General features: G+C 68.0%; 24 protein-coding genes. 9 read left to right on the top strand and 15 right to left on the bottom strand.

The window, feature by feature from the left end:
- Position 1: 1 nt before the first annotated feature.
- Entirely contained in the window at positions 2-787 is a 786-nt protein-coding gene (tpiA, locus tag ACJH6J_RS08690; RefSeq protein ID WP_213020316.1) for a triose-phosphate isomerase, read from the top strand.
- Positions 788-817: 30 nt separating this feature from the next.
- Here tpiA and ACJH6J_RS08695 read toward each other — a convergent pair whose 3' ends face one another.
- Complete coding sequence (locus ACJH6J_RS08695) at positions 818-1135, bottom strand: hypothetical protein (protein WP_406803815.1); 318 nt, start codon at positions 1133-1135, stop codon at positions 818-820.
- Between the two features lie 182 nt (positions 1136-1317).
- Between ACJH6J_RS08695 and secG the strand changes: the two genes are divergently transcribed.
- From secG to ppc, 4 genes are all read left to right on the top strand, one after another.
- Complete coding sequence (gene secG / locus ACJH6J_RS08700) at positions 1318-1554, top strand: preprotein translocase subunit SecG (RefSeq protein WP_029105032.1); 237 nt, start codon at positions 1318-1320, stop codon at positions 1552-1554.
- A 179-nt stretch (positions 1555-1733) separates the two neighbouring features.
- Complete coding sequence (locus tag ACJH6J_RS08705) at positions 1734-2339, top strand: MspA family porin (protein WP_406803834.1); 606 nt, start codon at positions 1734-1736, stop codon at positions 2337-2339.
- Complete coding sequence (locus tag ACJH6J_RS08710; protein ID WP_406803816.1) at positions 2336-2677, top strand: hypothetical protein; 342 nt, start codon at positions 2336-2338, stop codon at positions 2675-2677. The genes ACJH6J_RS08705 and ACJH6J_RS08710 overlap by 4 nt, the downstream gene beginning before the upstream one ends.
- Before the next feature lie 54 nt (positions 2678-2731).
- A complete protein-coding gene (ppc, locus tag ACJH6J_RS08715; RefSeq protein ID WP_212811518.1) occupies positions 2732-5539 on the top strand; it encodes a phosphoenolpyruvate carboxylase in 2808 nt (935 codons plus the stop codon).
- A gap of 5 nt (positions 5540-5544) precedes the next feature.
- Here ppc and ACJH6J_RS08720 read toward each other — a convergent pair whose 3' ends face one another.
- From ACJH6J_RS08720 to ACJH6J_RS08730, 3 genes are all read right to left on the bottom strand, one after another.
- Positions 5545-6597 (bottom strand): AAA family ATPase, encoded by a 1053-nt coding sequence (locus tag ACJH6J_RS08720; protein WP_212811517.1) that lies wholly within the window; start codon positions 6595-6597, stop codon positions 5545-5547.
- Positions 6598-6606: 9 nt separating this feature from the next.
- Positions 6607-7644, bottom strand: coding sequence for an aliphatic amidase (locus ACJH6J_RS08725; RefSeq protein WP_212811516.1), 1038 nt, complete (start codon positions 7642-7644; stop codon positions 6607-6609).
- 184 nt (positions 7645-7828) lie between these two features.
- Positions 7829-8902 carry a substrate-binding domain-containing protein gene (locus tag ACJH6J_RS08730; protein WP_244872559.1) on the bottom strand — a complete coding sequence of 358 codons (1074 nt, stop codon included), beginning with the start codon at positions 8900-8902 and terminating at the stop codon, positions 7829-7831.
- Positions 8903-9005: 103 nt separating this feature from the next.
- Between ACJH6J_RS08730 and ACJH6J_RS08735 the strand changes: the two genes are divergently transcribed.
- Complete coding sequence (locus ACJH6J_RS08735) at positions 9006-9419, top strand: MarR family transcriptional regulator (RefSeq protein WP_318984561.1); 414 nt, start codon at positions 9006-9008, stop codon at positions 9417-9419.
- 2 nt (positions 9420-9421) lie between these two features.
- Here ACJH6J_RS08735 and ACJH6J_RS08740 read toward each other — a convergent pair whose 3' ends face one another.
- The 6 genes from ACJH6J_RS08740 to tkt are packed head-to-tail and all read right to left on the bottom strand — an operon-like array spanning position 9422 to position 16213.
- Complete coding sequence (locus tag ACJH6J_RS08740) at positions 9422-9790, bottom strand: ATPase (protein WP_318984562.1); 369 nt, start codon at positions 9788-9790, stop codon at positions 9422-9424.
- A gap of 2 nt (positions 9791-9792) precedes the next feature.
- Positions 9793-10527: a 6-phosphogluconolactonase gene (pgl, locus tag ACJH6J_RS08745; RefSeq protein WP_318984563.1), complete on the bottom strand. Its 735-nt coding sequence runs from the start codon at positions 10525-10527 to the stop codon at positions 9793-9795.
- Positions 10520-11431: a glucose-6-phosphate dehydrogenase assembly protein OpcA gene (opcA, locus tag ACJH6J_RS08750; RefSeq protein ID WP_318984564.1), complete on the bottom strand. Its 912-nt coding sequence runs from the start codon at positions 11429-11431 to the stop codon at positions 10520-10522. Before opcA ends, pgl begins: the two co-directional genes overlap by 8 nt.
- Positions 11428-12987 carry a glucose-6-phosphate dehydrogenase gene (gene zwf / locus ACJH6J_RS08755; RefSeq protein WP_346415675.1) on the bottom strand — a complete coding sequence of 520 codons (1560 nt, stop codon included), beginning with the start codon at positions 12985-12987 and terminating at the stop codon, positions 11428-11430. The genes opcA and zwf overlap by 4 nt, the downstream gene beginning before the upstream one ends.
- The gene (gene tal, locus ACJH6J_RS08760; protein WP_406774680.1) at positions 12984-14093 is read right to left on the bottom strand and encodes a transaldolase; all 1110 of its coding nucleotides are present in this window, start codon (positions 14091-14093) and stop codon (positions 12984-12986) included. The genes zwf and tal overlap by 4 nt, the downstream gene beginning before the upstream one ends.
- A 26-nt stretch (positions 14094-14119) precedes the next feature.
- A complete protein-coding gene (tkt, locus tag ACJH6J_RS08765; RefSeq protein WP_346415677.1) occupies positions 14120-16213 on the bottom strand; it encodes a transketolase in 2094 nt (697 codons plus the stop codon).
- Between the two features lie 228 nt (positions 16214-16441).
- On the opposite strand from tkt, the gene ACJH6J_RS08770 reads away from it, so the two are divergent.
- Entirely contained in the window at positions 16442-17455 is a 1014-nt protein-coding gene (locus ACJH6J_RS08770) for a heme o synthase (RefSeq protein WP_346415678.1), read from the top strand.
- 29 nt (positions 17456-17484) lie between these two features.
- Positions 17485-18414, top strand: coding sequence for a DUF1214 domain-containing protein (locus ACJH6J_RS08775; protein ID WP_406803835.1), 930 nt, complete (start codon positions 17485-17487; stop codon positions 18412-18414).
- Here the strand turns inward: ACJH6J_RS08775 and ACJH6J_RS08780 are convergent.
- Positions 18411-19385, bottom strand: a complete 975-nt coding sequence (locus ACJH6J_RS08780; protein WP_318984568.1) for a quinone oxidoreductase — start codon at positions 19383-19385, stop codon at positions 18411-18413. The genes ACJH6J_RS08775 and ACJH6J_RS08780 overlap by 4 nt on opposite strands.
- 18 nt (positions 19386-19403) lie before the next feature.
- Between ACJH6J_RS08780 and ACJH6J_RS08785 the strand changes: the two genes are divergently transcribed.
- Positions 19404-20339 carry a hypothetical protein gene (locus tag ACJH6J_RS08785; RefSeq protein ID WP_318984569.1) on the top strand — a complete coding sequence of 312 codons (936 nt, stop codon included), beginning with the start codon at positions 19404-19406 and terminating at the stop codon, positions 20337-20339.
- A 175-nt stretch (positions 20340-20514) separates the two neighbouring features.
- On the opposite strand, the gene ACJH6J_RS08790 is transcribed toward ACJH6J_RS08785, so the two are convergent.
- From ACJH6J_RS08790 to mptB, 4 genes are read right to left on the bottom strand one after another with little or no spacing between them, the layout of a single operon-like run.
- Positions 20515-21429, bottom strand: a complete 915-nt coding sequence (locus tag ACJH6J_RS08790) for a heme A synthase (RefSeq protein WP_346415679.1) — start codon at positions 21427-21429, stop codon at positions 20515-20517.
- Between the two features lie 46 nt (positions 21430-21475).
- The gene (locus ACJH6J_RS08795; RefSeq protein ID WP_406803817.1) at positions 21476-22258 is read right to left on the bottom strand and encodes an ABC transporter permease; all 783 of its coding nucleotides are present in this window, start codon (positions 22256-22258) and stop codon (positions 21476-21478) included.
- Complete coding sequence (locus ACJH6J_RS08800; RefSeq protein ID WP_318984575.1) at positions 22255-23184, bottom strand: ABC transporter ATP-binding protein; 930 nt, start codon at positions 23182-23184, stop codon at positions 22255-22257. Before ACJH6J_RS08800 ends, ACJH6J_RS08795 begins: the two co-directional genes overlap by 4 nt.
- Positions 23181-24860 carry a polyprenol phosphomannose-dependent alpha 1,6 mannosyltransferase MptB gene (gene mptB, locus ACJH6J_RS08805; protein ID WP_406774675.1) on the bottom strand — a complete coding sequence of 560 codons (1680 nt, stop codon included), beginning with the start codon at positions 24858-24860 and terminating at the stop codon, positions 23181-23183. The genes ACJH6J_RS08800 and mptB overlap by 4 nt, the downstream gene beginning before the upstream one ends.
- Positions 24861-24922 lie beyond the last annotated feature (62 nt).

A 24922-nucleotide genomic window follows, 5' to 3' on the forward strand; every position in this document is an offset into this window, starting at 1 on the left:
CATGGCGCGTAAGCCGCTCATCGCCGGCAACTGGAAGATGAACCTCAACCACTTCGAGGCCATCGCCCTGGTGCAGAAGATCGCATTCGCCTTGCCGGACAAGTACTTCGCCAAGGTCGACGTCACCGTCCTGCCGCCGTTCACGGACCTGCGCAGCGTGCAGACCCTGGTCGACGGCGACAAGCTGCTGCTCACCTACGGCGCCCAGGACGTGTCCCAGCACGACTCCGGCGCCTACACCGGTGAGATCAGCGGCGCGTTCCTGGCCAAGCTGGGCTGCACGTTCGTCGTCGTCGGGCATTCCGAGCGCCGGACCTACCACCACGAGGACGATGCCCTGGTCGCCGCCAAGGCCAAGGCCGCGCTCAAGCACGGCCTGACGCCGATCGTGTGCATCGGCGAGGGACTCGACATCCGCGAGGCCGGCAACCACGTCGAGCACTGCACCGGCCAGCTGACGGGCTCGCTGGCGGGGCTGTCCGCGGACGAGATCAGCCGCGTCGTCATCGCCTACGAGCCCGTCTGGGCCATCGGCACCGGCCGCGTGGCCAGTGCCGGCGACGCGCAGGAGGTGTGCGCCGCGATCCGCTCGACCCTGGGCGAGCTGGCGTCACCCGAGATCGCCGCGACCGTGCGCGTGCTCTACGGCGGCTCGGTCAATGCCAAGAACGTCGGCGAGCTCGTGGCGAAGCCCGACATCGACGGTGCGCTGGTCGGCGGCGCATCACTCGACGGTGAGCAGTTCGCGACGCTGTCGGCGATCGCCGCCGGCGGGCCACTGCCGTGAAACGGCGAATTAGACCCCTGCCCTGACGGGCTAGTTCGCGGGCTCCAACACCATCGTGGGCAGGTTGCCCCTGTTGATCCCTCCGGGCAGTGGTCTGCTCGTGGTGGTCAACGGGGCGTCCGCCGCCTTGGCCGGTGGCGCGTGGCACCCGGTCTCCGGATCCATGCCGGGGATGCCGCCGGACTCGATGCAGCACAGATCGGCATTCCGGACGGTCTTCTTCATGCAGTTGTCGTACGCCTCGACATCCCAGGTGTCGTCGCTGGGAGCGGCGAGCGATATTGCCGGTGTCGTCAGCGCGGATGCGGCAGACAGCAAAGCGGCAGAAGCGATCTTGAGCGCTTTCACGGTGGCCTCCAATCAGGCCCGATGAGCAGTGGTTGACCAGTCCATGGTGCGCCGATGCCGGGCGTTGTGGACGGGAACTGCGAACTTCCTGAGCGAATCTGGCAAACCGGCGGTGGCACGGGCTGCGACGCGACGGCGGACCGTGGCCGGACCACGGCACTCCACCCGGTAAGCTGTGGCTCATGATTTTGGCCCTGCAGATCACTTTGATCATCACCAGCGTGTTGGTTGTGTTGCTGGTGCTGCTCCACCGGGCCAAGGGTGGCGGTCTGTCGACGCTGTTCGGTGGCGGTGTGCAGTCCAGCCTGTCCGGCTCCACGGTGGTCGAGAAGAACCTCGACCGGCTGACCTACTTCATCACCGGCATCTGGTTGGTGTCGATCATCGGCATCGCGCTGCAGATCAAGTACGGCGCCTGACCTCAGACTTCCGAACCGGCCACGCCCCTCGGGCGTGGCCGGTTCTGTTTGCCCAGCTACTGACAGGAATCGTCCAGCTGGTGCTGTGCCGGCGCTTATCCCGATGACAGGGCGCGCATAGCGCCGGCCCTTAATCTCGCCTCGTGGTGCATGTTCTTCGTATCGGCTCCGGCGCGCTGGTGTTGCTCTGCGTGGCCGGTGGTGCGGCTCCTGGTGTGGCCGGCGCCGATCCGCTCCCGGTGGCCGACGTCCGCCAGGCCGTCAACACCGAAGACGGTTGGCGCCTGGGGGTTTCGCTCACCCAGATGACCGTCAACTCGGTGCCCAACATGGCCGCGACGGCTTTCACGCGAGAAGGTTTCGTCACCGGCCGGGCCGAGGCCACCATCGATGGCAGCGGCTCGTCGGCGGTCAACAACGGGACGTTGGTCGTGGGTCTGCAGCTCGGCTGCCAGGTGGATCTCAGCGAGGGTGCCAGCGTCGGCGGCGACGCCGACATCGGCATCAACCCCGGCTTCAGCGGAAACGTACTGAATGCCATCGGCCCCTATGCGGATCTGGAAGGCAACGTCTCGGTGAACCTGCTGCCGGGCACGATCACCAATGTGGTGCTGGGCAAGAAATCGCTCAAGGGCCGCTCCGGCGGCATCACCGTGCACGACGCCCACGTCAAGGTCGACGCCTGCGGCGGGGCGGTGGCGATCCGGTTCTTCTCCACGGTGACCATCGATACCGACAAGAACGACGACAGTGTGAACGCCTACGGGGACATCCTGCAGCTATGAGCGTCGTACGAATGGTCGGCGTCGCGGCATCGGCCTGGTTCTTGGTTCTGGCACCGGTCGCTCGGGCCGACTGCACCGGCGCGGGAGACTTCGGCGCCGGATCGGGCTGCGCGCCACCGGGTGGCGGCAGCTCGTCGGCGAAGGCCTGGCCGCCGACATCGGTGGACTGGCCACCGAACGTGGATGCAGACAACTCAGGCGGGGACGGCGACGGCGGCGATTCGCACCCAATTGTGTTGCCCGACGGGCAGAAACCATCGGCCACGACGCCGCGTACGAGCGCCCCGGCCACGCCCACCACGTCGTCGACGCCGATCGTCCCCGTCGGTGCCCCGTGACCGGGTCGGTCGCCGTGCTCTGCGCCAACCGCGTGTGGCGTCGATACTGAAGTGATGGCCGAGGTTCCCAACGCTCCCGACACCACACTGCTGCCGATCGGATCGGTTCAGCGCACCGAACTGGGCCGCGAGGCCACCGAACCGATGCGCGAAGACATCCGCCTGCTCGGCGCCATTCTCGGTGACACGGTGCGCGAGCAGAACGGTGAAGCCGTCTTCGATCTGGTGGAACGGGCGCGCGTCGAATCGTTCCGGGTGCGTCGTTCCGAGATCGACAGGGCGGAGCTCGCAGCGCTGTTCTCCGGCATCGACGTTCATCAGGCGATCCCGGTTATCCGGGCATTCACCCATTTCGCGCTGCTGGCCAACGTCGCCGAGGACATCCACCGGGAACGGCGGCGTGCTCTGCACGTGGCAGCCGGCGAGCCGCCGCAGGACAGCAGCCTGGCCGCGACGTACCGCAAGCTGGACGAGGCCGGGGGACTGGACGCGGCGGAGGTCGCCGATGCGCTGCGCGGTGCGCTGGTCTCGCCGGTGATCACCGCCCACCCCACCGAAACCCGCCGGCGCACCATCTTCGACACCCAGAACCGGATCACCGACCTGATGCGGCTGCGGTTGCACGGGCACAGCGTGACGCGTGACGACCGCGACATCGAGACCGAGCTGCGCCGCCACATCCTCACGCTGTGGCAGACCGCGCTGATCCGCTTGTCGCGGTTGAAGATTCAAGACGAGATCGCCACGGGGCTGCGTTACTACCCGGCCGCGTTCTTCGATGTCATCCCACGCGTCAACGCGGAGGTGCGCGGCGCCCTGCAGGCCCGCTGGCCGGGTGAGCCGCTGCTGGAGACACCGATCCTGCGGCCCGGTTCGTGGATCGGCGGTGACCGCGACGGCAACCCCAACGTCACCGCAGACGTGGTGAGGCTGGCCACCGGCAGTGCGGCCTTCACCGCGTTCGACCGCTACTTCGCCGAACTCCTTGCGCTGGAACACGAATTGTCGATGTCGGCGCGGCTGGTCCGGGTCACCGATGCGCTGCAGGCGCTGGCCGACCAGCATCCCGAACCGGCCCACGCCGACGAACCGTACCGCCAGGCGCTGCACGTGCTCCGCGGGCGCCTGACGGCCACGGCCGCCGAAATCCTCGACCGGCAGCCCGAGCACGAGCTGGATCTCGGCCTGCCGCCGTACACCACGCCGGCCGAGCTGCTGGCCGATCTCGACGTCATCGACGCGTCGTTGCGCGCCGGCGGCACCAGCGTGCTGGCCGACGACCGGCTGGCCCGGTTGCGAGAGTCCGTGCGCGTCTTCGGTTTCCACCTCTGTGGCCTGGACCTGCGGCAGAACTCCGAAGTGCACGAGCAGGTGGTGGCCGAGCTGCTGGCCTGGGCCGGTGTGCACCCCGACTACGCGTCGCTGCCGGAAGATGAGCGGGTCGCCGTCCTGGTGGCGGAGCTGTCCACGCGCCGGCCGTTGGTGGGCCGCGACGCCCAACTGTCCGAACTGGCGCGCAAAGAACTGGACATCGTCGCGGCGGCGGCCCGGGCCGTCGAGGTCTTCGGGCCCGAGGCCGTCCCCAACTACATCATCTCGATGTGTCAATCGGTATCCGATCTCCTCGAGGCCGGGGTACTGCTCAAAGAGGCCGGCCTGCTCGATGCGGCGGGGCCCGAGCCGTACAGCCCGGTCGGCATCGTGCCCCTGTTCGAGACCATCGACGACCTGCAACGCGGGTCTTCCATTCTGGAAGCGGCCCTTGCCATTCCGCTGTACCGGTCGATCGTCACCGCCCGGGGCGACCATCAGGAGGTCATGCTCGGCTACTCCGACTCCAACAAGGACGGCGGTTACCTGGCGGCCAACTGGGCGCTGTACCGCGCCGAGCTCGATCTCGTGGAATCGGCCCGCAAGACCGGAATCCGGCTACGCCTGTTCCATGGCCGCGGCGGCACCGTCGGCCGCGGTGGCGGCCCGAGCTACGACGCGATCCTCGCCCAGCCGCCCGGCGCGGTCCGGGGCTCGCTGCGCATCACCGAGCAGGGTGAGGTGATCGCCGCCAAGTACGCCGAACCGCATGCCGCACATCGCAATCTGGAGACCCTGCTCGCGGCGACGCTGGAGTCGACGCTGCTCGACGTCGAAGGGCTCGGCGACGCCGCGGCACCCGCCTACGACGTGCTCGACGATCTCGCTGCCCGCGCGCAACGGGCCTACAGCGAATTGGTGCACGAGACACCGGGATTCGTCGAGTACTTCAAGGCCTCGACTCCCGTCAGCGAGATCGGTGCGCTCAACATCGGAAGCCGCCCGACGTCCCGCAAGCCGACCACCTCGATCGCCGATCTGCGGGCCATCCCGTGGGTGCTGGCCTGGAGCCAGTCGCGCGTCATGCTGCCCGGCTGGTACGGCACGGGGACCGCGTTCGAGGAGTTCGTCGACAACACCGACGGCGGCCTCGAGGTGCTGCAGGACCTGTACGCGAAGTGGCCGTTCTTCCGGACCGTGCTGTCCAACATGGCGCAGGTGCTCGCCAAGTCGGATCTCGGTCTGGCGGCGCGGTATTCGGAGCTCGTGGACGACGAGGCCCTGCGCCACCGGGTGTTCGACAAGATCGCCGCCGAACATGAGCGCACCATCCGGATGCACGCCCTGATCACCGGCCACGACGACCTGCTCGCGGACAACCCGGCCCTCGCCCGGTCGGTGTTCAACCGGTTCCCGTACCTGGAGCCGCTCAACCACCTCCAGGTCGAGCTGCTGCGCCGCTACCGCTCGGGCGACGACGCCGAACTCGTGCAGCGCGGCATCCTCCTGACCATGAGCGGGTTGGCCACCGCGCTGCGCAACAGCGGGTAGCCGACTCAGGCTGCGCGGTCGGCCAGTGTCACCGCGACGGATCCGTCGATCATCTTCGCCTCGATCACGATGCGCGCGGACGGTGTGGTGCGGCCGCGGAGTACACACTCGGCTGCCGGTGCGATGAGATGGGATCGGATGGTTCGGCGCAACCCACGGGCACCGTAGATCGGGTCGAACCCACAGTCTTGCAAGAACTGCACCACGGCTTCGTCGACACGGAGTTCGACCGATTCGCGGGCCAGCCGCGCGGTGAACAACTCCACTTCGCGCCGGGTCACCTGCCGGGCCGTCGAGGTGCTGAAGGGCTCCATGACGACGGTTTCGTCGATCCGGTTGAAGAACTCCGGGTCGAAGAACTCCTCGACCGCGGCGGTCACCAGACCGTGCATGTGGGTCACCGGATGTCGGCGCCACCGGGACGACCACCGGTGTGCGCGCTGGGCCGTGGCGACGGCCTTGGAACCCAGGTTCGACGTCATGAAGACGTAACTGTTGCGGAAGCTGATGCGTTCGCGCCCGTTCGCGAGCCTCAGCTGGCCGCTGTCGAGCACGTGCAGCAGCGCACGGATCACCGTGGGATCCGCTTTCTCGACCTCGTCGAAGAGCACGATGCCGGGTGTGTACGGATCGCCTTCGATCTTGTTCTTGTCGAACAGGGTGAAGGATTCCTTGCTTCCGGCGTATCCCGGTGGTGCCCCGGAGAACGACGCGGCGTAGTGCTCCTGGGCCAGGGCGGCCATGTCGATTCGGCAGAGGTCGTCGGGCCCGGTGCGGATCTCGGCGGCGACCTGGCGGACCAGTTCGGTCTTGCCGATCCCGGTCGGCCCGACCAGCAGCACGCTGGCCAGCGGGCGACCGGGATCTGCGATACCGGCATGCGCGATCGACAATGCCCGGGCGACGGCGCCGACGGCCTCCGGTTGACCGAGTATCCGCTGCCCGAGTCGGTCGGCGAAGGCATCGGGATCGAACCTGGTGACCGATTTCACGGCGACGTCGTTGATGCGCTGCGGCGTCGCGTTCTGATCGTGAAACATGTCGGTGAGGTAGGGCACGTCGCTCTCTTACGCCTCGACGGTCCGCTCGACGGGCAGGTTTCCCACGCGACAGTCCGCCACACCGACGGTGTCCCGGGTGATCGATTCGACGACTTCCTGAGCCTTCTGCGCGTCGGTCACCCACAGCTTGTAGAACTCGAACGGGCAATCGGCGACACCCTTGTCGCCGTCACCGGCCGCGTGCACGCCGGAGTAGCCGCGGTGCAGCAGTTTGAACAGGTGGTTCTGCGACTGGTCGTTCTGGCGGGCATCTCGAATCGCCGACAGCGACAGCTGCGCGTACTGGATTCCGTACTCTTCCTCGCCGGTTTCGCCCAGGGTGCGGCCGTCGAACCCGACGATGGCCGAGTGCCCGAAGTAGGAGTACACCCCGTCGAAGCCGGCCGCGTTGGCCACGGCGACGTAGGTGTTGTTCGCCCACGCCATCGCCTTGGCCATGAGCACCTGCTGCTCCTTGGCGGGATACATGTACCCCTGGCAGCGCACGATCAGCTCCGCACCCTTCATGGCGCAGTCCCGCCAGATTTCGGGGTAGTTGCCGTCGTCGCAGATGATCAGCGAGATCTTCATGCCCTTCGGCCCCCGGGAAACATAGGTGGTGTCTCCGGGGTACCAGCCCTCGATCGGACACCAGGGCAGGATCTTTCGGTACTTCTGCACGATCTCACCGGTGTCGTCGATGAGGACGAGGGTGTTGTACGGCGGCTTGTTCGGATGGTCTTCGTGGCGCTCACCGGTGATGGAGAAGACGCCCCACGTCTTGGCCTTCCGGCACGCCGCGGCGAAGATGTCGGTTTCGTCGCCGGGGATGGAAGCCGCGGTGGCGTACATCTCCTCGGGGTCGTACATGATGCCCTGAGTCGAGTACTCGGGGAACACCACGAGATCCATGCCCGGCAGCCCGGACTTCATTCCCACGACCATGTCCGCGATCTTGCGGGCGTTGTCGAGGACTTCTTCCCTGGTGTGCAGCCGGGGCATCTTGTAGTTGACGACGGCTACGCCGACGGTGTCCGGGCTCGACGAAATGTCACCATGACGCATGGCGGTTCTCCTCAAAAGGTAAGGGCTCGAACGGAATACGGACCGAAAACAACCGTGGCGATGCCGGGACTACGTCGACACCGGGCACGGTTGCCACCTCAAAAAGATTCAGATGAAATATCTTCAATTGAAATTAAATGCCCGTTGGCACGGTGTCAACCCGAGCCGGCCAAACCATCGGCCGTCACAATGCGGTCAGGGTGGTGAGCACATCGAAGTCGTATCCGTCGGCCACAGCCAGGTGCACCGGTTGCACCGTCGCGTCCGCCCGGTAGTGCACGGTGCCCCTCGGACCGTCGTACGAGACCCGATCGCTCGTCGCTATGTCGGTCAACTGCCCTGAGCGATGAATGAGTCGGGACAGCAGTTGCAGTCCCTCGTAACAGGATTCGGCGATACCGCTCAGCGGTGGCGCGGTGGGGCCGTGCAGGTCGTGGTAGCGGCCTGTCAACTCCATTGCGTTGGCGTCCACCAGCGAGGAGAAGAAGGAGGCGGCGACGAACAATCCTCGGGTGCCGTCCGCCCCGCTGCCCAGCAACATGCTCTCGTCCATCAACGGGCTGAACCGGAGGAACGAGTCGGCGGCGCCGAGGGCGGCGCAGGCGCGGTTGAATTCGACCGCGTCCTGCCCCACCAGCAGCATCAACACCGCATCGCATTCCGACGCCATGGCCGCCCTGACGGCCTCCGACATGTCAGCGCGGCCCAGGTCCACGAACCGGTGCCCGACGAGGTCGAGACCGAGATCGCGGGCATACTCCCGGACCGCGGCCACCGACGATCGCGGCCACACATAGTCGTCGCCGACGATGAACCAGCGCCGTACCCCGGCGTTCTCCCGCAACCAGCGCAACGCCGGCGCGATCTGGCGGTCCGGAGTCTCGCCGCAGCAATAGATGTCGCGGCGACGCTCGCCGCCTTCGTAGAGGGCGGGGTACACATAGGGCACCCGGCCGGCGATCACCGGAGCGAGCGCATTGCGTACGGAGGAGATGTGCCATCCGCTGACTGCGTGGATCGTGCCCGTTGTGATGAGTTGATCGATGCGCCGGGCGACCAGGTGCGGGTCGGCCCCGCCGTCGACCACCTCGATCTGCACTTCGCGGCCGAGGACTCCGCCGTCGACGTTGAGGTCGTGGGCCGCCAGCTCGCTGACGGCTTCACATGCCGGACCGAAAACGCCGCCCGGACCCTGCAGGGGCACCACCATGGCCACCCGCCATGCCTCGCCGACAGTGCTGGTGGCCTGCGAGTTCATGACCATTACGTCCTTTGCCGCACCGTCCGCGGACCGGCTATCATCATTTTCAATTGAAAGTATTGCGCTACCCGGCCCAGCGGGCAACACGTAGGAGTTGGTCATGGCGAGCACGGTGTCCCAGCACGACATGACGACGTCGATCACCGCCACGCTGCTTCGCGCAGCCCGCAATCTGACCGCCTGCCTGGATGCCGAACTTCACGACACCGGGCTCGGCGTCGACCACTGGCTGGCACTCGACGCCCTGGCCGCCGCCGCCGGACTCACGATGGCAGAACTGCAGGCGCTGACGCCGACCCCTGGACCCACCCTGACCCGGGTGGTCGACCGGCTGGTCGTCCAGGCACTCGCATACCGGGAGGTCGACCAATTCGACCGCCGTAAGGTTCGGGTCTTCCTCAGCGAACGCGGCACCCTGCTGCACGACAGTTTGCGTAGCCGGATCGAGCCCGTCGAAGCGCAATGGGCGGCGTCCAATCGCCGGCAGCTGTCTGACCGACTCGCGTCGCCGTAGTCCTACGAGGCCCAGTCGCGAACCGACTTCAGGACGCCGCGCACGACGTTCTCCGTGACCGTGATGGGCGACAGCACCGTCTCGGCGACCCCGACGATGGCCTCGACACGCGTCACGATCGCCTCCATGCGGTCGACGACGCCGAAGATGCGCGGCGCGAGTTCGTCGATCTGAGTGATGGTCTCGTTGAACCGCGACATCGTGGTGTCGAGGTCGCCGGTCAGCGTGCTGAGGGTCGCCAGGGTGCCTTCCATGTCGACCAGCAGTGCGTCGACCTGGGACACCGTGACGTCGGCGTTGAGCGCCGCCTGCGTGAGCGTCCGGATGCGGCCGCCGACCGGACGCGCGCGGCCATCGCCTTTGTCGACCATGGCTACAGTTTCGCTGCCGCGGCCTCGTCGAGCAACCACACCGTCGCCTCGGTGCCGACGGCGCCGGCCGCTGGAATGTCTTCTGCCGCAGCGCCACCGACCGCGGCCGCGACCGCGCCGGCCTTCTCGGCGCCGGCCACGACAAGCCACACCTGACGGGCCCGCCGGACCGCGGGCAGCGTCAGGGTGATCCGCCGCGGTGGGGGCTTGGGGGAGTCGGTGACGGCGACGACGTACCGTGCCGTCTCGCGCACCGCGTCGGTGTGCGGGAACAGCGAGTTGACGTGCCCCTCGCTGCCCATGCCCAGCAGGTGGACGTCGAATTCCGGTGTCGGCGAACCATTCCCGGCGACCAGGGCCAACTCGCGTTCGTAGGCGGCGGCCGCGGCGTCGATGTCGTCGCCGAACTCGCCGTCGCTCGCGGCCATCGCGTGCACGTTCGCGGCCGGAATCGCAACGGAATCCAGCAGCGCCTCGCGCGCCTGCTTGATGTTCCGGTCGGCATCGTCGGCCGGGACGAAACGGTCGTCACCCCAGAACAGGTGCACCTTGGCCCAGTCGATCGGATGTCCGCCGACGTGCTTGAGCAACTTGATGCCGGTGCCGCCGCCGGTCAGCACGATGTACGCCACACCGCGGGCCGCGATGGCACCGTTGATGGCCGACACCAGGCGGTCTCCCGCCGCGGTCACCAAAGCGTCTGCGTCGGCGTACTTTTCGATGATCTGCTCAGACATAAACAACCTTGTCCAGGCCCACCAGGGCGCGATGATAGATCTCGTCGGCATCCAGCCGGCGCATCTCTTCGGCGAGGCAGTCGCGAGCTTCCCGGCGGGCCAGCGGAATGCGGGCCTCCGGCCGGCCGGTGCGGGTGAGCGACGCGGTGACACCGGTCTGCGGGCGGCTCAGCGTGATGGTCTCGCTCGGCCGGGTCAGCACGACTTTGAGATCGCCGACTGCACGTGTCACAGGACCGTCGATGCAGGCCGCCAGCCAGCCGGCCAAGATGTCCAGGGCCGGTTCGTCTTTCAGCCCCGACACCAGTGCTTCGGTGATCGGTTCGTACGGTGCCTGATCCAGTGCGGCGGCGAGCAGCGCCCGCCAGTAGGTAACCCGGCTCCAGGCCAGATCGGTGTCCCCGGACGTGTAGCCGGCGAGTCGGCTCTTGATGCACGCCAGCGGGTCTTCGCCGTTGGTGGCGTCGGTGATCCGGCGGATGGCCAGCTTGCCCAACGGGTCGGCCGCCGGCACCGCCGGTGCCACGTCGGGCCACCAGGTGACCACCGGGGTATCCGGAAGCAGGAAAGGCGTCACCACGCTGCTGGCGTGGCCGGCCAGCGGCCCCGAAAGGCGAAGCACCACAACCTCGTTGGCGCCGGCATCGCGGCCCACCCGGAGTTGGGCGTCGAGGCGGGCGTCGGTGGCCAGGCGGTCACCCGGAATCACCACGATCACGCGGCACGGGTGTTCGCGGCTGGCGGTGTTGGCCGCGTCGATCGCCTCTTCCAGCATGGCTTCGGTGTCAGGTGCCACCACCAGGGTCAGGACCCGCCCGAGGGTGATGGCGCCGCCCTCTTCGCGCAGGGCGACGATCTTCTTGTTGATCGCACCGGTATCGGTGTCGGGCAGTTCGAGAATCACGGCCGCCTCCATTCGCGGCCGGTGCGCCGCAACATTTCGAACGCCGATTCCGGCCCCCAGGTGCCTGCTTCGTAGGCCTCGGGCCGGCCGCCGGCGCGGTCCTGCGCCGCCCAATGTTCGAGCACGGGATCCAATATCTTCCAGGACAATTCGACTTCGGCGTTGACCGGGAACAGCGACGGTTCGCCGAGCAGGACGTCGAGGATCAGTCGTTCGTAGGCTTCGGGGGAGTCCTCGGCGAACGCCGAACCGTACGAGAAGTCCATGCTGACGTCGCGGACCTCCATGAGATGACCCGGCACCTTCGAACCGAACCGCAGGGTGATGCCTTCGTCGGGCTGCACCCGGATCACCAGTGCGTTCTGCCCGAGCTCGTCGGTCATCGTCGCATCGAACGGCAGGTGCGGGGCCCGCTTGAACACCAGCGCGATCTCGGTGACCCGGCGCCCCAACCGTTTTCCGGTGCGCAGGTAGAACGGCACGCCGGCCCAGCGCCGCGTGTCGACTTCGACGGTGATGGCGGCGTACGTCTCGGTGGTGGACGTCTTCGAGAAGCCTTCCTCGTCGAGCAACCCGACCACCTTCTGTCCGCCCTGCCAGCCGGCGGCGTACTGACCGCGTGCCGTGGTCTCGTCCAGCGGCTCGGCCAGGTGCGTTGCCGACAGCACCTTGATCTTCTCGGCTTGCAGTTCATGCGGCGAGAAGTTGACCGGCTCCTCCAGCGCCGTCAGCGCGAGCAGCTGCAGCAGGTGGTTCTGGATGACGTCGCGGGCCGCGCCCACACCGTCGTAGTAACCGCCACGGCCACCGAGACCAATGTCTTCGGCCATGGTGATCTGCACACTGTCGACGTAATGGGCGTTCCACACCGGCTCGAACAACTCGTTGGCGAACCGCAGGGCCAGGATGTTCTGGACGGTCTCCTTGCCCAGGTAGTGGTCGATGCGGAACACCGATGACTCCGGGAACACACTGTTGACGACCCCGTTGAGCGCTTCGGCGCTGGCCAGGTCGTGACCGAACGGTTTCTCGATGACCACCCGGCTCCAGGACCCGTCCGACTTGTTGGCCAGGCCGGACGTCGACAGCTGCTCGCACACCTGCGGGAACGCGTTCGGCGGAATCGACAGGTAGAACGCGTGATTGCCGCCGGTGCCGCGTTCCTCGTCGAGCTTGTGCAACGTGTCACGCAGCCGTTGGAACGCTGCGTCGTCGTCGAACGTGCCCTGCACGAACCGGAATCCCTCGGCCAGTCGGTCCCAGACCTCCTGCCGGAACGGTGTCCGAGCATGTTGTTTGACGGCGTCGTACACGACCTTGCCGAAATCCTCGTCCGCCCAGTCCCGACGTGCGAAGCCGACCAGGGCGAACGACGGCGGCAGCAGCCCGCGGTTCGCGAGGTCGTAGATCGCCGGCATGAGCTTCTTCCGGGCGAGATCGCCTGTGACACCGAAGATCACGACCGCGCACGGGCCGGCGATGCGGGGCATGCGCTTGTCACGCTTGTCCCGCAGCGGGTTCACCCAGTCCGTCGGCCGCCCGCTGCTGTCGCTCATTTCAGCGCGTCGAGCTGACCCTGAGTGGCCTCGAGCAGCTCGCCCCAGGACTTCTCGAACTTCTCCACGCCCTCGACCTCGAGGACGTTGAACACGTCAGCAAGGTCGATACCGACGGCCGAGAGCTCGTCGAACACGGCCTGTGCGGCCGCAGCCGTGCCGGTGATGGTGTCTCCGGTGATCTGACCGTGGTCGGCGACGGCCTCCAGCGTCTTCTCCGGCATGGTGTTGACCGTGTCGGCGGCGACCAGCTCGGTGACGTACAGCGTGTCCGGGTAGTCCGGGTTCTTCACGCCGGTCGACGCCCACAGCGGACGCTGCACGCGAGCGCCCTCGGCCTTGAGGTTCGCGAACTGCGGGCCGCCGAAGACCTGCTCATAGGCCGCGTAGGCCAGCCGGGCGTTGGCGACGCCGGCCTTGCCGCGCAGACCCAGCGCCGAGCCGCCGATCTTCTCCAGCCGCGCGTCGATCTCGGTGTCCACGCGGGACACGAAGAACGAAGCGACGGAATGGATCTTGGACAGGTCATGGCCGGCTTCGCGGGCCTTCTCGAGCCCGGTCAGGTAGGCGTCCATCACGGCCCGGTGCCGCTCCACCGAGAAGATCAGGGTGACGTTGACCGAGATGCCCTCGGCGATCACCGCGGTGATCGCCGGCAGGCCCGCCAGCGTCGCCGGGATCTTGATCAGCAGGTTGGGCCGGTCGACGATCTTCCACAGCTCGATGGCCTGCAGGATCGTCTTGTCGGTGTCGTGCGCCAGGCGCGGGTCGACCTCGATCGACACCCGGCCGTCGACGCCGCCGGTGGCCTCGTACACCTTGGCCAGCACGTCGCACGCGTTGCGGACGTCGTCGGTGGTGACGGTGCGGATGGTGGCGTCCACGTCGGCGCCACGAGACGCCAGCTCGTGCACCTGCTCGTCGTAGGCCGTGCCCTTCGACAGCGCGGCCTGGAAGATCGACGGGTTGGTGGTGACGCCCACGACGCTGCGGGTGTCGATCAGCTGCTGCAGGTTTCCGGTCTGCAGCCGCTCACGCGACAGGTCGTCGAGCCACACGGAGACACCGGCGGCGCTCAGCGCCGCGAGGTTCGGGTTCTGAGTCATGAGGGTGCTCTTTTCTGAATCGGTTGTCAGTTGTCCAACGAGCGTTCTGCGGCGGCGACGACGGCCTCAGCGGTGAAGCCGAACTCCCGGAACAGGGTCTTGTCGTCGGCCGATGCGCCGTAGTGCTCGATCGAGATGATCTCGCCGGTGTCACCGACCAGCTTGTGCCAAGGCTGCGCGATGCCGGCCTCGACCGCAACACGTGCCGAGACGTCGGGCGGAAGCACCGCGTCGCGGTACTCCTTCGGCTGCGCCTCGAACCATTCCAGGCACGGCATCGACACCACGTAGGCGACGATGTCCTTGTCCGCCAACAGCTTCTGTGCCTCGACGGCCAGCTGTACCTCGGAGCCCGTCGCGATGATGATGACGTCGGCGTCGTCGGCGGGGTTACCGCCGCCGAGCACGTAGCCACCCTTCGCCGCACCTTCCGACGACGTGCCCTCGAGGACGGGTACCCCCTGGCGGGTCAGGATGAAACCGGTCGGGTTGTTGCCGTGGGTGCGCTGCAGGATGGTGCGCCACGTGTAGGCGGTCTCGTTCGGGTCGGCGGGACGGACCACCGACAGGTTCGGGATCGCGCGCAGCGCGGCCAGGTGCTCGATCGGCTGGTGCGTCGGGCCGTCCTCACCCAGACCGATGGAGTCGTGGGTCCAGATGTAGATCGGGTCGATGTTCATCAGCGCGGCCAACCGCACCGCCGGGCGCATGTAGTCGGCGAACTGCAGGAAGGTGCCCGCGAACGGACGCGTCGGGCCGTGCAGCACGATGCCGTTGAGGATCGAGCCCATGGCGTGCTCGCGGATGCCGAAGTGCAGCACGCGGCCGTACCAGTCGGCGGTGTAGTCCTCGGTCGAGATCGACGGCGGGCCGAAGGACTTCACCCCGTTGATGGTGGTGTTGTTGCTGCCCGCGAGATCGGCTGAGCCACCCCACAATTCGGGCAGCTTGCCGGCCACGTCGTTGAGGACCTTGCCGAACGCGGCACGCGTCGCGACGGCCTTGCTGCCCGGCTCCCAGTACGTCAGGTCGGCGTCCCAGCCCTCGGGCAGTTCGCCGGCCTCCAGGCGGTCCAGCAGCTTCTTGCGTTCGGGTTCCTTGGCGGCCCAGGCGTCGAACGCGACCTGCCACTCGTCGTGCGCCTTCTTGCCGCGGGCGACCAGTTCACGGGTGTGTTCGATGACCTCGGGCTTCACCTCGAAGCTCTTGTCCGGGTCGAAGCCCAGCACCTTCTTGGTGGCGGCGACCTCGTCGGCGCCCAGCGCCGAACCGTGCACCCCGCCGGTGTTCATCTTGGTGGGCGCCGGGTAGCCGATGATGGTGCGCACCGAGATGAACGACGGGCGGTCCGTCACCGCGCGCGCGGCGGCCAGCGCCTCTTCGATCGCGACGACGTTCTCGCCGCCCTCGACCTCCTGCACGTGCCAGCCGTAGGCGCGGTAGCGGGCGCAGGTGTCCTCGGACAGCGCGATGTTGGTGTCGTGCTCGATGGAGATCTTGTTGTTGTCCCACAGCACGATCAGGTTGCCCAGCTGCTGGGTGCCGGCGAGCGACGACGCCTCGCTCGTCACCCCCTCTTCGATGTCGCCGTCCGAGGCGATCACGTAGATGAAGTGGTCGAACGGGCTCTCACCCGGAGCGGCGTCGGGGTCGAACAGACCGCGCTCGTAGCGGGCCGCCATCGCCATGCCGACCGACGACGCCAGGCCCTGGCCCAGCGGACCGGTGGTGATCTCGACACCCTTGGTGTGGCCGTACTCGGGGTGGCCGGGGGTCAGCGAGCCCCAGGTGCGCAGCGCCTCGATGTCGGCCAGTTCGAGGCCGAAGCCGCCCAGGTACAGCTGCAGGTACAGCGTCAGGCTGGAATGTCCACACGACAGGACGAAGCGGTCACGGCCGATCCAGTGGGTGTCGGACGGGTCGTGGCGCATCTGGCGCTGGAACAGGGTGTAGGCCAGCGGGGCCAGGCTCATGGCGGTTCCGGGGTGGCCGTTTCCGACCTTCTGAACCGCATCCGCGGCCAGCACGCGCACGGTGTCGACGGCGGCCGAGTCCAGCTCGGTCCAGTCGTCCGGGTGGTGCGGGCGGGTGAGTTCGGAAATCTCTTCGACTGTGGTCACGGGCGCACTCCTACTGAGGGACGTCTCGGGCTCGGCAAATCGCAAGCGAGCTGCATGACTACCCTAGTGCGCGCCGCTGGTGTGGTGCAGACCGCTTCACCTTTGGCCTGTCCGTCATTGGGTTTCCGTTCACCTGAATGCACCCTGCGGTGTGGAGCACTCAGGTGCGCGGTCTACCATCGTCTGTAGTAGAGGCTGCGCGGCCGTGACTTCCGAGGAGATATCTGCGTGAGCATTCGCGAGCGCCGTTCCGTCCACGGGGCACACGGTTTCGGTCCCGGAGCTGCGGCGTCTGACGAGCACGACGCTGCTTCGGGGACCAAGTCGCCGAACCGCGTGCGGGACACGCTGCTGGCCTACATCGCGCTCACCAAGCCGCGTGTCATCGAGCTGCTGCTGGTGACGACCATCCCGGCGATGCTGCTGGCGCACCGCTTCGACGTGGTGGCCAGCCAGGGTCCGATCAAGCCGCTGTTGATCCTCAACACCCTGGTCGGCGGGCTGCTCGCGGCGGCCGGCGCCAACACGCTGAACTGTGTCGCCGACGCCGACATCGACAAGGTGATGAAGCGCACCGCCCGCCGGCCGTTGGCCCGCGCGACGGTGCCCACCCGCAATGCGCTGATCTTCGGTCTGGTGCTCACGGTCACGTCGTTCCTGTGGCTGTGGCGCAGCTCGAATCTGCTGTCGGGCCTGCTGGCGCTGGCGACCATCGCCTTCTACGTCTTCGTCTACACGCTGCTGCTGAAGCGCCGCACCTCGCAGAACGTGGTGTGGGGCGGCGCGGCCGGCTGCATGCCGGTGATGATCGGCTGGTCGGCGGTCACCGGCACCATCCAGTGGCCGGCGCTGGTGATGTTCCTGATCATCTTCTTCTGGACGCCGCCGCACACCTGGGCGCTGGCCATGCGTTACAAGGAGGACTACGAGGCAGCCGGCGTGCCGATGCTGCCCGTCGTCGCCACCGAGCGCGCGGTCACCAAGCAGATCCTGATCTACACCTGGGCGACGGTCCTCACGACGCTCGCGCTGGCGTTCGCCACCGGCTGGCTGTACGCGGCCGTCGCGCTCGTCGCCGGCGTCTGGTTCCTGGTGATGGCGCACCAGCTGTACTCGGGCGTGAAGCGCGGTGAGCCGGTGAAGCCGCTGCGCCTGTTCCTGCAGTCGAACAACTACCTCGCCGTCGTGTTCTGCGCGCTGGCGGTCGACTCGGCACTCGCGCTGCCGATGCTGTTCCACTGACCCGCTAGCTTGGGAGCATGCCCCAACCGGTGAGCCCCGACAATTTCGCCCGCGCCGAATCGGATCTGTACTTCTCCGGCATCGTGAACGACGGCGGCGTCGGTGGCTTTCTTCATCATCGCGAACTGAGCTCGATCGACCATCAGGTCGTCATCCGGCAGAACCGCGACACCCTCTACTCGGCCGCGGTGTTCGACCTCGACGCCGGACCGGTCACCGTCACCCTGCCCGACAGCGCGGGCCGGTTCATGTCGCTCCAGGTCATCAACGAGGACCACTACACGACCCAGGTCGCCTACGCCCCGGCGACGGTCGACCTGACACGCGAGGCCGTCGGCACCCGGTACGTGGCGGTGGCCGTCCGCACGCTGGTCGATCCCAACGATGCCGCCGACCTGGCCGCCGTGCACGCGCTGCAGGACGCCGTCACCGTCGCGCAGGACGCCCCGGGCAGCTTCGAGGTACCCGACTGGGACCCCGTCAGCCAGAAGACCGTGCGCGACGCCCTCGTCACGCTGGCCACCACGCTGCCGGACACCAAGGGCATGTTCGGCACCGCGGCCGACACCGACCCGGTGCGGCACCTGATCGGCTCGGCCAACGCCTGGGGCGGCAATCCCGCGCGCGACGCGTTCTACCTGACCGTGGTGCCGTCCCAGAACGACGGCACCACGGTGCACCGGCTCACCGTCGAAGACGTTCCGGTGGACGGTTTCTGGTCGGTGACGGTCTACAACCAGGACGGCTACTTCACCGCCAACGAGCAGAATGCCTACTCGCTGAACAACATCACCGCGGTCAAGGCCGCCGACGGTTCGACAACCATCCAGTTCGGTGGCGCGGGTGCCGACAATCTGCTGCCGATCACGCCGGGCTGGAACTACACCGTGCGGCTGTACCGCCCGCGGGCCGAGATTCTCGACGGCGCCTGGACGTTCCCGGCGGCCGAGCCGGTCTAGGGCACCAGCACCACCGAGCCGACGGTCAGGCGGGCCTGCAGGTCGGCGTGTGCACGGGCGGCGTCGGCCAGCGGGTAGCGCTGGCTGACCGTAACGTTGATGGTGCCGTCGGCGACGGCCTGCAGCAGTTCGCCTGCCCGCCACGAGAATTCGTCGGCCGTGCGGGTGTAGTGGGCCAGCGTCGGCCGGGTGACGAACAACGAGCCCGCGCTGTTGAGCCGCTGCAGGTCGAACGGCGGCACGGGACCGCTCGACGCGCCGAACAAGGCCAGGGTGCCGCGCACCGCGAGGCTGGCCAGGCTGGCCTCGAACGTGGACGCGCCCACCCCGTCGTACACGGCGGCGACGCCGTTGCCGCCCGTCAGTTCGCGGATCTTGGCGCCGAACTCGGCGGGGTCGTCGGGATAGTCGAGCACCTCGATGGCGCCGGCCCGCCGGGACAACTCGGCCTTGTCCTGGTTGGAGACAGTGGTGATGACCCGGACGGCCATGCTGGTGGCCCACTGCGTCAGGATGAGCCCGACGCCGCCCGCGCCGGCGTGCAGCAGCACGGTGTCGCCCTGCTGGACCGGATAGGTCGACTTGATCAGGTAATGCGCCGTCATGCCCTTGAGCAGTGCCGCGGCCGCCACCTCGGGGTCGACGCCCTCCGGGACGTAGGCCACGTAATCGGCTGGTGCGACGCAGTATTCGGAGTAGGTGGCGTCGGCCGCGGCGGTGACCACGCGGTCGCCGACGGCCAGCGCCGCCACATCGTCACCAACCGCGGTGATGGTGCCGCAGACCTCGGTGCCGGGGATGTACGGCACTTCGCGCTGATAGAGGCCGGAGCGGAAATACGTGTCGATGAAGTTGACGCCGATGGCCTCGGCCTTGATCAGGACCTCGCCCGGGCCCGGCGTGGGCTCGGGGCGTTCGACGAAGGACAGGACTTCTGGACCGCCGAGTTCGGCGACTTCGATGGCGTGCATGCCACCTATCATTCCAACGTGAAACTCGCGCGGCCCGATATCCGTCATCCACGCATCGTTTTGGCAGGTTGCCGGGCTCTCGTCGAAGGCGACGGAGACGACGACGGGTTGGTCAAGGCGTTGCGGGACCGCGGTTTGCATGCGCAGTGGCTGGCGTGGGACGACCCCGCCACACTGCAGGCCGATCTCGTGATCCTGCGGGCCACGTGGGACTACACCGAGCGGCACGACGAATTCCTGGCCTGGACCACGAAGGTGCGCAATCTGCTGAACGCGCCCGGGGTGGTGGCGTGGAACAGCGACAAGCGTTACCTGGCGGACTTGGCGGCGGCCGGCGTGCCGACGGTGCCCAGCGGTTTCTTCGCGCCGGGGGAGTCGGTGACGGTGCCCAGCGGTGAGGTCGTGGTCAAACCCGCAGTGGGTGCGGGTTCGGTTGGGGCGCAACGATTCACCGATGCCGCCGCGGCCGCCGCGCATGCTGCCGCGCTCCAGGCCGATGGCCGCACGGCGCTGATCCAGCCGTATGACGAGCGTATCGAGGCAGGGGAGACCGCCCTGGTGTTCCTGGCCGGCAAGCAGTCGCACGCGTTCAGCAAGGGGCCGATGTTGCCGCCGCCCGGTGGCAGTGTGGAGATGCACGAATCCGGCACGTACACCGAGGAACAGCTACAGCCTGCCGACCCGGATTTCGAATTGTGGGACGTCGGCTACGCGACGCTGGCCGCTGCGGCCACGCATCTCGGGATCGAGCCGGAGGAGTTCCTGTACGCGCGGGTGGACGTCATCGGCGATCACCGGGACCCGCGGTTGCTCGAGCTGGAACTCGTCGAACCGGGCCTGGGCTGGCGGCAACTGGCCGAGCCCGAACGCGCTGTGGCCCAACGGCAATTCGCCGTCGGCGTCGAGTCGGCCCTGGAGCGGCTCGGGCTAGGCCCGCTGTCGGGCCGGGGATAACCAGGCTGCCTGGGGCATGGTTGGCGGGCGAAGTGCTGAGCCGAGATCCCTGACGTCAATCTGCGGCGACGTGTCGCTACTTTGACTCAAGTCAGGGATCGATTTCGGCGTCGCTGCGTCCCTGGTTGAAATCTGTGGCGGGATGCCGCAGACCCGACTGAAGCCAGGGATTTCGTTACGGGGACGTCCGCTGTCGCATCGACGCCCATAGCGCTGCGGTGGCCGCGGTGCAGGCGCCGGCGCCCGCGACGTGGATGGCGACCAGAACGGCGGGGACGCCGGTGTAGAACTGGACCGCGCCGACGGCGCCCTGCGCGAGCACCAGCCCGGCCAGCACCGCCAGCCGCAGCAGTACGGGCTTGGGGGCGCGCACCGCGAGCAGTGCGAAGCCCAGGCCGATGACGAAGCTGAGGTAAGCCACCAGCAGCGACGAGTGCAGGTGCGCCAGATCAGTGATCTCGACCTGCAGGCGCTTGACCGGTTGGAGGGCGCTCTTGTCGCCGGCATGTGGTCCGGCGCCGGTCACCAAGGTCCCGGTGACGAGCACCGCGGACAGGGTGACGGCGGTCAGTGCGGTGAACCAGCGCAGCGGCTGCGGCACGACGAGTTCCTCGGTGCCCGAGTCGGGTTCGCCGATCTTGACGTAGAGCAGCACGGCCAGCCAGACCATCACCATCGACACCAGCAGGTGGACGGCGACGGTCCACCACAGCAGTCCGGTGCGGACCGTGATGCCGCCGATGACCGCCTGCACCACAGTCGACGCCGGCATCAGCCAGGCATAGACCTGCACCTCGCGGCGGCGGCCGGCACGGATGACGGCGAGCACCGCCAGGGCGGCCGTCAGCACGACGCCGAACGTGAACATGCGGTTGGTGAATTCGACGGCCTGATGCACGACGGGCACTTCGGCGTGCGGCACCGGCACGAAGCTGCCCGGGAAGCACTGCGGCCACGTCGGGCAGCCCAGACCGGATGCGGTGACGCGGACGATGGCTCCGGTGACGGCGATGCCGCCCTGGGTCAGGATGACGAGGAACGCGATGAGCCGCTGGACCCGAAGCGAGGGGATGGGCAGCTTGTCGAGCACGGTCTGATCGTAGGCCAGCGCTAACTACGTGGCGTAGTAGGGGCCGTCAGCTGAACCGGAACCAGCGCATCGCGGCTAGCCCGGCGAGCACTCCCCACACGGCCAGCACCGCGATGCCGAACCAGTCCACCGACAGCGTCATCGCCTGGGTGAGGGACTCGGTCAGCGCACCCGACGGCGTCAGCCGGGCCACCCAGCGCAGCGCCTCGGGGACGACGCGGTGCTCGATGGTCAAGGCGCCGAGGGCGGCCAGGATGAACCACAGCAGGTTCGCCAGGGCCAGCACGATCTCGGCCTTCAGCGTCCCGCCGAGCAGCAGACCCAGCGCCGCGAACGAGGCCGTACCGAGCGCGATGACGAGGGCGCCGAGCAGCAGGCTCAGCGGGCTCGGCCGCCAGCCCAGCGCAATACCGATGCCGCCCAACAGGATTGACTGCAGGAACACCGTCGTGATGACGGCCAGCGACTTACCGGCGATGATGCCCCAGACCGGCAGCGCGGTCGCGCCGAGGCGCTTGAGCGCGCCGTAGCGCCGATCGAACGCGACGGCGATGGCCTGTCCGGTGAACGCCGTCGAGATGACCGCCAGCGCCATGATTGGCGGGGTGAACGTCCCGGGCCGGTGATCACCGAGGGAGCCCAGCGGCAGCAGCGTGAGCCCGACCAGCAGCGTGATCGGGATGAACATGGTCAGCAGCAGCTGCTCGCCGTTACGCAGCAGCAGTTTGAGCTCCAGGCCGTACTGTGCCGCCAGCATGGCGGGGATACCCGCGGGCCGCGGGTCCGGGGTGAACGTCCCCGGTGCGAACCGATTGGTCTCGGTACTCACGACCGCAGCTCCCGTCCGGTCAGGTCGAGGAACACGTCCTCGAGGCTGCGCTGCTCGACGCGCATGTCGGTGGCCAGCACGTTCAGGCGGGCGGCCCATGCGGTGACGGTCGCCAGCACCTGCGGGTCGATGTGGCCTTCCACCAGGTACTCGCCGGCGCCGGCTTCGGTGGCGCGGTAGCCCTCCGGCAGCGCCGAGATCAGCAGCGAAAGGTCCAATTTGGGCGGGGCCGAGAAGCGCAACTGGTTCTCGGCGCCGCCGCGCGTCAGGTCGGCGGGAGTGCCCGCGGCGACGGCCGCGCCGTGGTCGATGATGACGATCCGGTCGGCCAGTTCCTCGGCCTCGGTGAGCTGATGCGTGGTCAGTACGACGGTGACACCGTCGCGGCGCAGGCCTTCGATCAACTCCCACACCACGATCCGGGCGTGGGCGTCCATGCCGGCGGTCGGCTCGTCGAGGAACACCAGCTCGGGCCGTCCGACGATGGCGCAGGCCAGCGCCAGGCGCTGCTGTTGCCCGCCGGACAGCCGGCGGTAGGTGGTGCGGGCGGCCTCCGTCAGACCGAGGGTGTCCAGCAGCCATTGCGGGTCGAGCGGGTTCGCCGAATACGCCGCGACCAGGTTCAGCATCTCGCCGGCCTTGGCGGCGGGGTAGCCGCCGCCGCCCTGCAGCATCACGCCGATGCGGGCGCGCAGCTTGGCGTTGTCGGCCGTCGGGTCCAGGCCCAGGATCGAGATGCTGCCGGAGTCGGGCTTGTTGAAGCCTTCACACATCTCGACAGTGGTGGTCTTGCCGGCCCCGTTGGGTCCGAGCAGGGCCAGCACCTCGGCGCGCTGCACCTCCAGATCCAGGTTGTTCACGGCCTGGATATCGCCGTAGCGCTTGCTGACGCCGCGCAGCAATACGGGCGTCTCACCGGAACTCACGGGGATTCAGCGTAAGCGTCGGACCTGGCAGCGCCGCTACCAGGGGCGTCACCGTTGTCTGATTCCGGCAATCCGCGCCAGGGCAGGCTGTTGCGCGTCAGGGCGATCAGCAGCAGCACGATGACGGTGCTGGCCAGCGTGGCGTCGAGGATCTGGAAGAGCGCGAACCGGTCACCGTTGGCCGTCGGGCCGAAGACGCCGACGACGAACGTCACCACGATGGTGGTGCCACGGAAGCCCGGCCGGGTCGCCCAGCAGGCCAGCGGGATGATCGCCCAGAGCAGGTACCAGGGCTGCACGACGGGGAACAGCAGCACCGTCGCGCCCATGGCGACGCCGAGGCCGCCGAGCGGGTGGAGCCGTCCCCGCAGCACCGACAGCAGCAGCCAGCTGACCAGCACGCCGATGACGAAGACGCCGATCCCACGGGTCAGTCCGAGGACCGCGGTGGTGTGGTCGCCCAGGCCCAGCAGGATGCCGACCTGTCCCGTGCCGAGCGCGACGAGTGTCGGCGGCGACATCCAGGACCGCACCACGTTCGCGGTGCCGAGGGTGAACAGCCAGCCGAAGCCCAGGCCGCTGGCCCAGCCGATGAGCGCCATGACCGCCAGCGCGACGGTGCCCAGCGGCACACAGGCCTGGAAGAAGGCCTTGACCGTCCCGCCCAGCCGGCGCGCGAGGGCCATCGCCACGAAACCCAGCGCGAGCAGGGAGGGCAGCTTGATCTGCGATGACATGGCGATGAGCACCGTGCCGGTCAGCAGCATCGCCAGCGGCCACCACGCGGACCAGTCCTCCCGGTGCCGTGGCCAGTGCAGTGGTCGGGGGATGAGGGGACGGCCGGAATCGATGCCGCGCATGGCGAATTCGGTGCCGGCGAGCATCAGGCCGAGCATCGGGGCTTCGTTGTGGATGCCCGCGATGAGGTGCATGAAGAGCAGGGGATTACACGGTCCCAGCCACAGCGCGCTGACCTCGGCGACACCGCAGCGACGGGCCAGACGTGGCGTTGCCCACACCGTGGCCGCGACACCGAGCAGCACGACCAGCCGGTGGGAGAGCACGCCGGCGACGATGTTGTCGCCGGTGAGCTCGGAGATGCCGCGCCCGATCCACAGGAACAGCGGTCCGTAGGGCGCCGGTGTCTCGCGCCAGAGGCTCGGCACCGTCAGGGTGAACACGTGGCCGAGCCCGAGACCGGTCGCCGGGCCGACACGGTAGGGGTCCAGCCCGATGCTCGCTATCTGGCTCTGCGCCAGATAGGAGTAGACGTCCTTGCTGTACATCGGCGGCGCGATCAGCAGCGGCAGCGCCCACAGCAGCAGTGTCTGGTCCAGCTGGCTACGCGACATCCGGCGTTTGCCCAGCGTGTAGCGGCCCAGCATCAGCCACGCCAGCGCCATCATGACGGCGCCGGTGGTGGTCATGGTCAGTGAGACGGTCTGGATGCGCGACGGCAGGTTCAGCAGGCGCACGCCGAACGTCGGGTCCTGCACGACGGGCCGGGCGCCGGCGCCGAGCGCGCCGATGGCCATGAGTACGGTTCCGGTGGCGCCGAATCGCCGGGTCCGGCGCAGGGATGCGACCTCGGACGCGTTCAGGGGCGAGCCGACGGACGGTTCGTCGGCGTGCCAATGCGCGACGGCCGTGCTCAGGTGCTGAAGGCGGTCGGGCATCAGAGCAGATTAGCCGTAGGCCTGTTCGGCCCCCGCCAACTCGGTGATAAGGGTTACCTTCC

Source organism: Mycobacterium sp. SMC-18, from assembly GCF_045310895.1.
In the GTDB taxonomy this organism is placed as follows: Bacteria; Actinomycetota; Actinomycetes; order Mycobacteriales; family Mycobacteriaceae; genus Mycobacterium.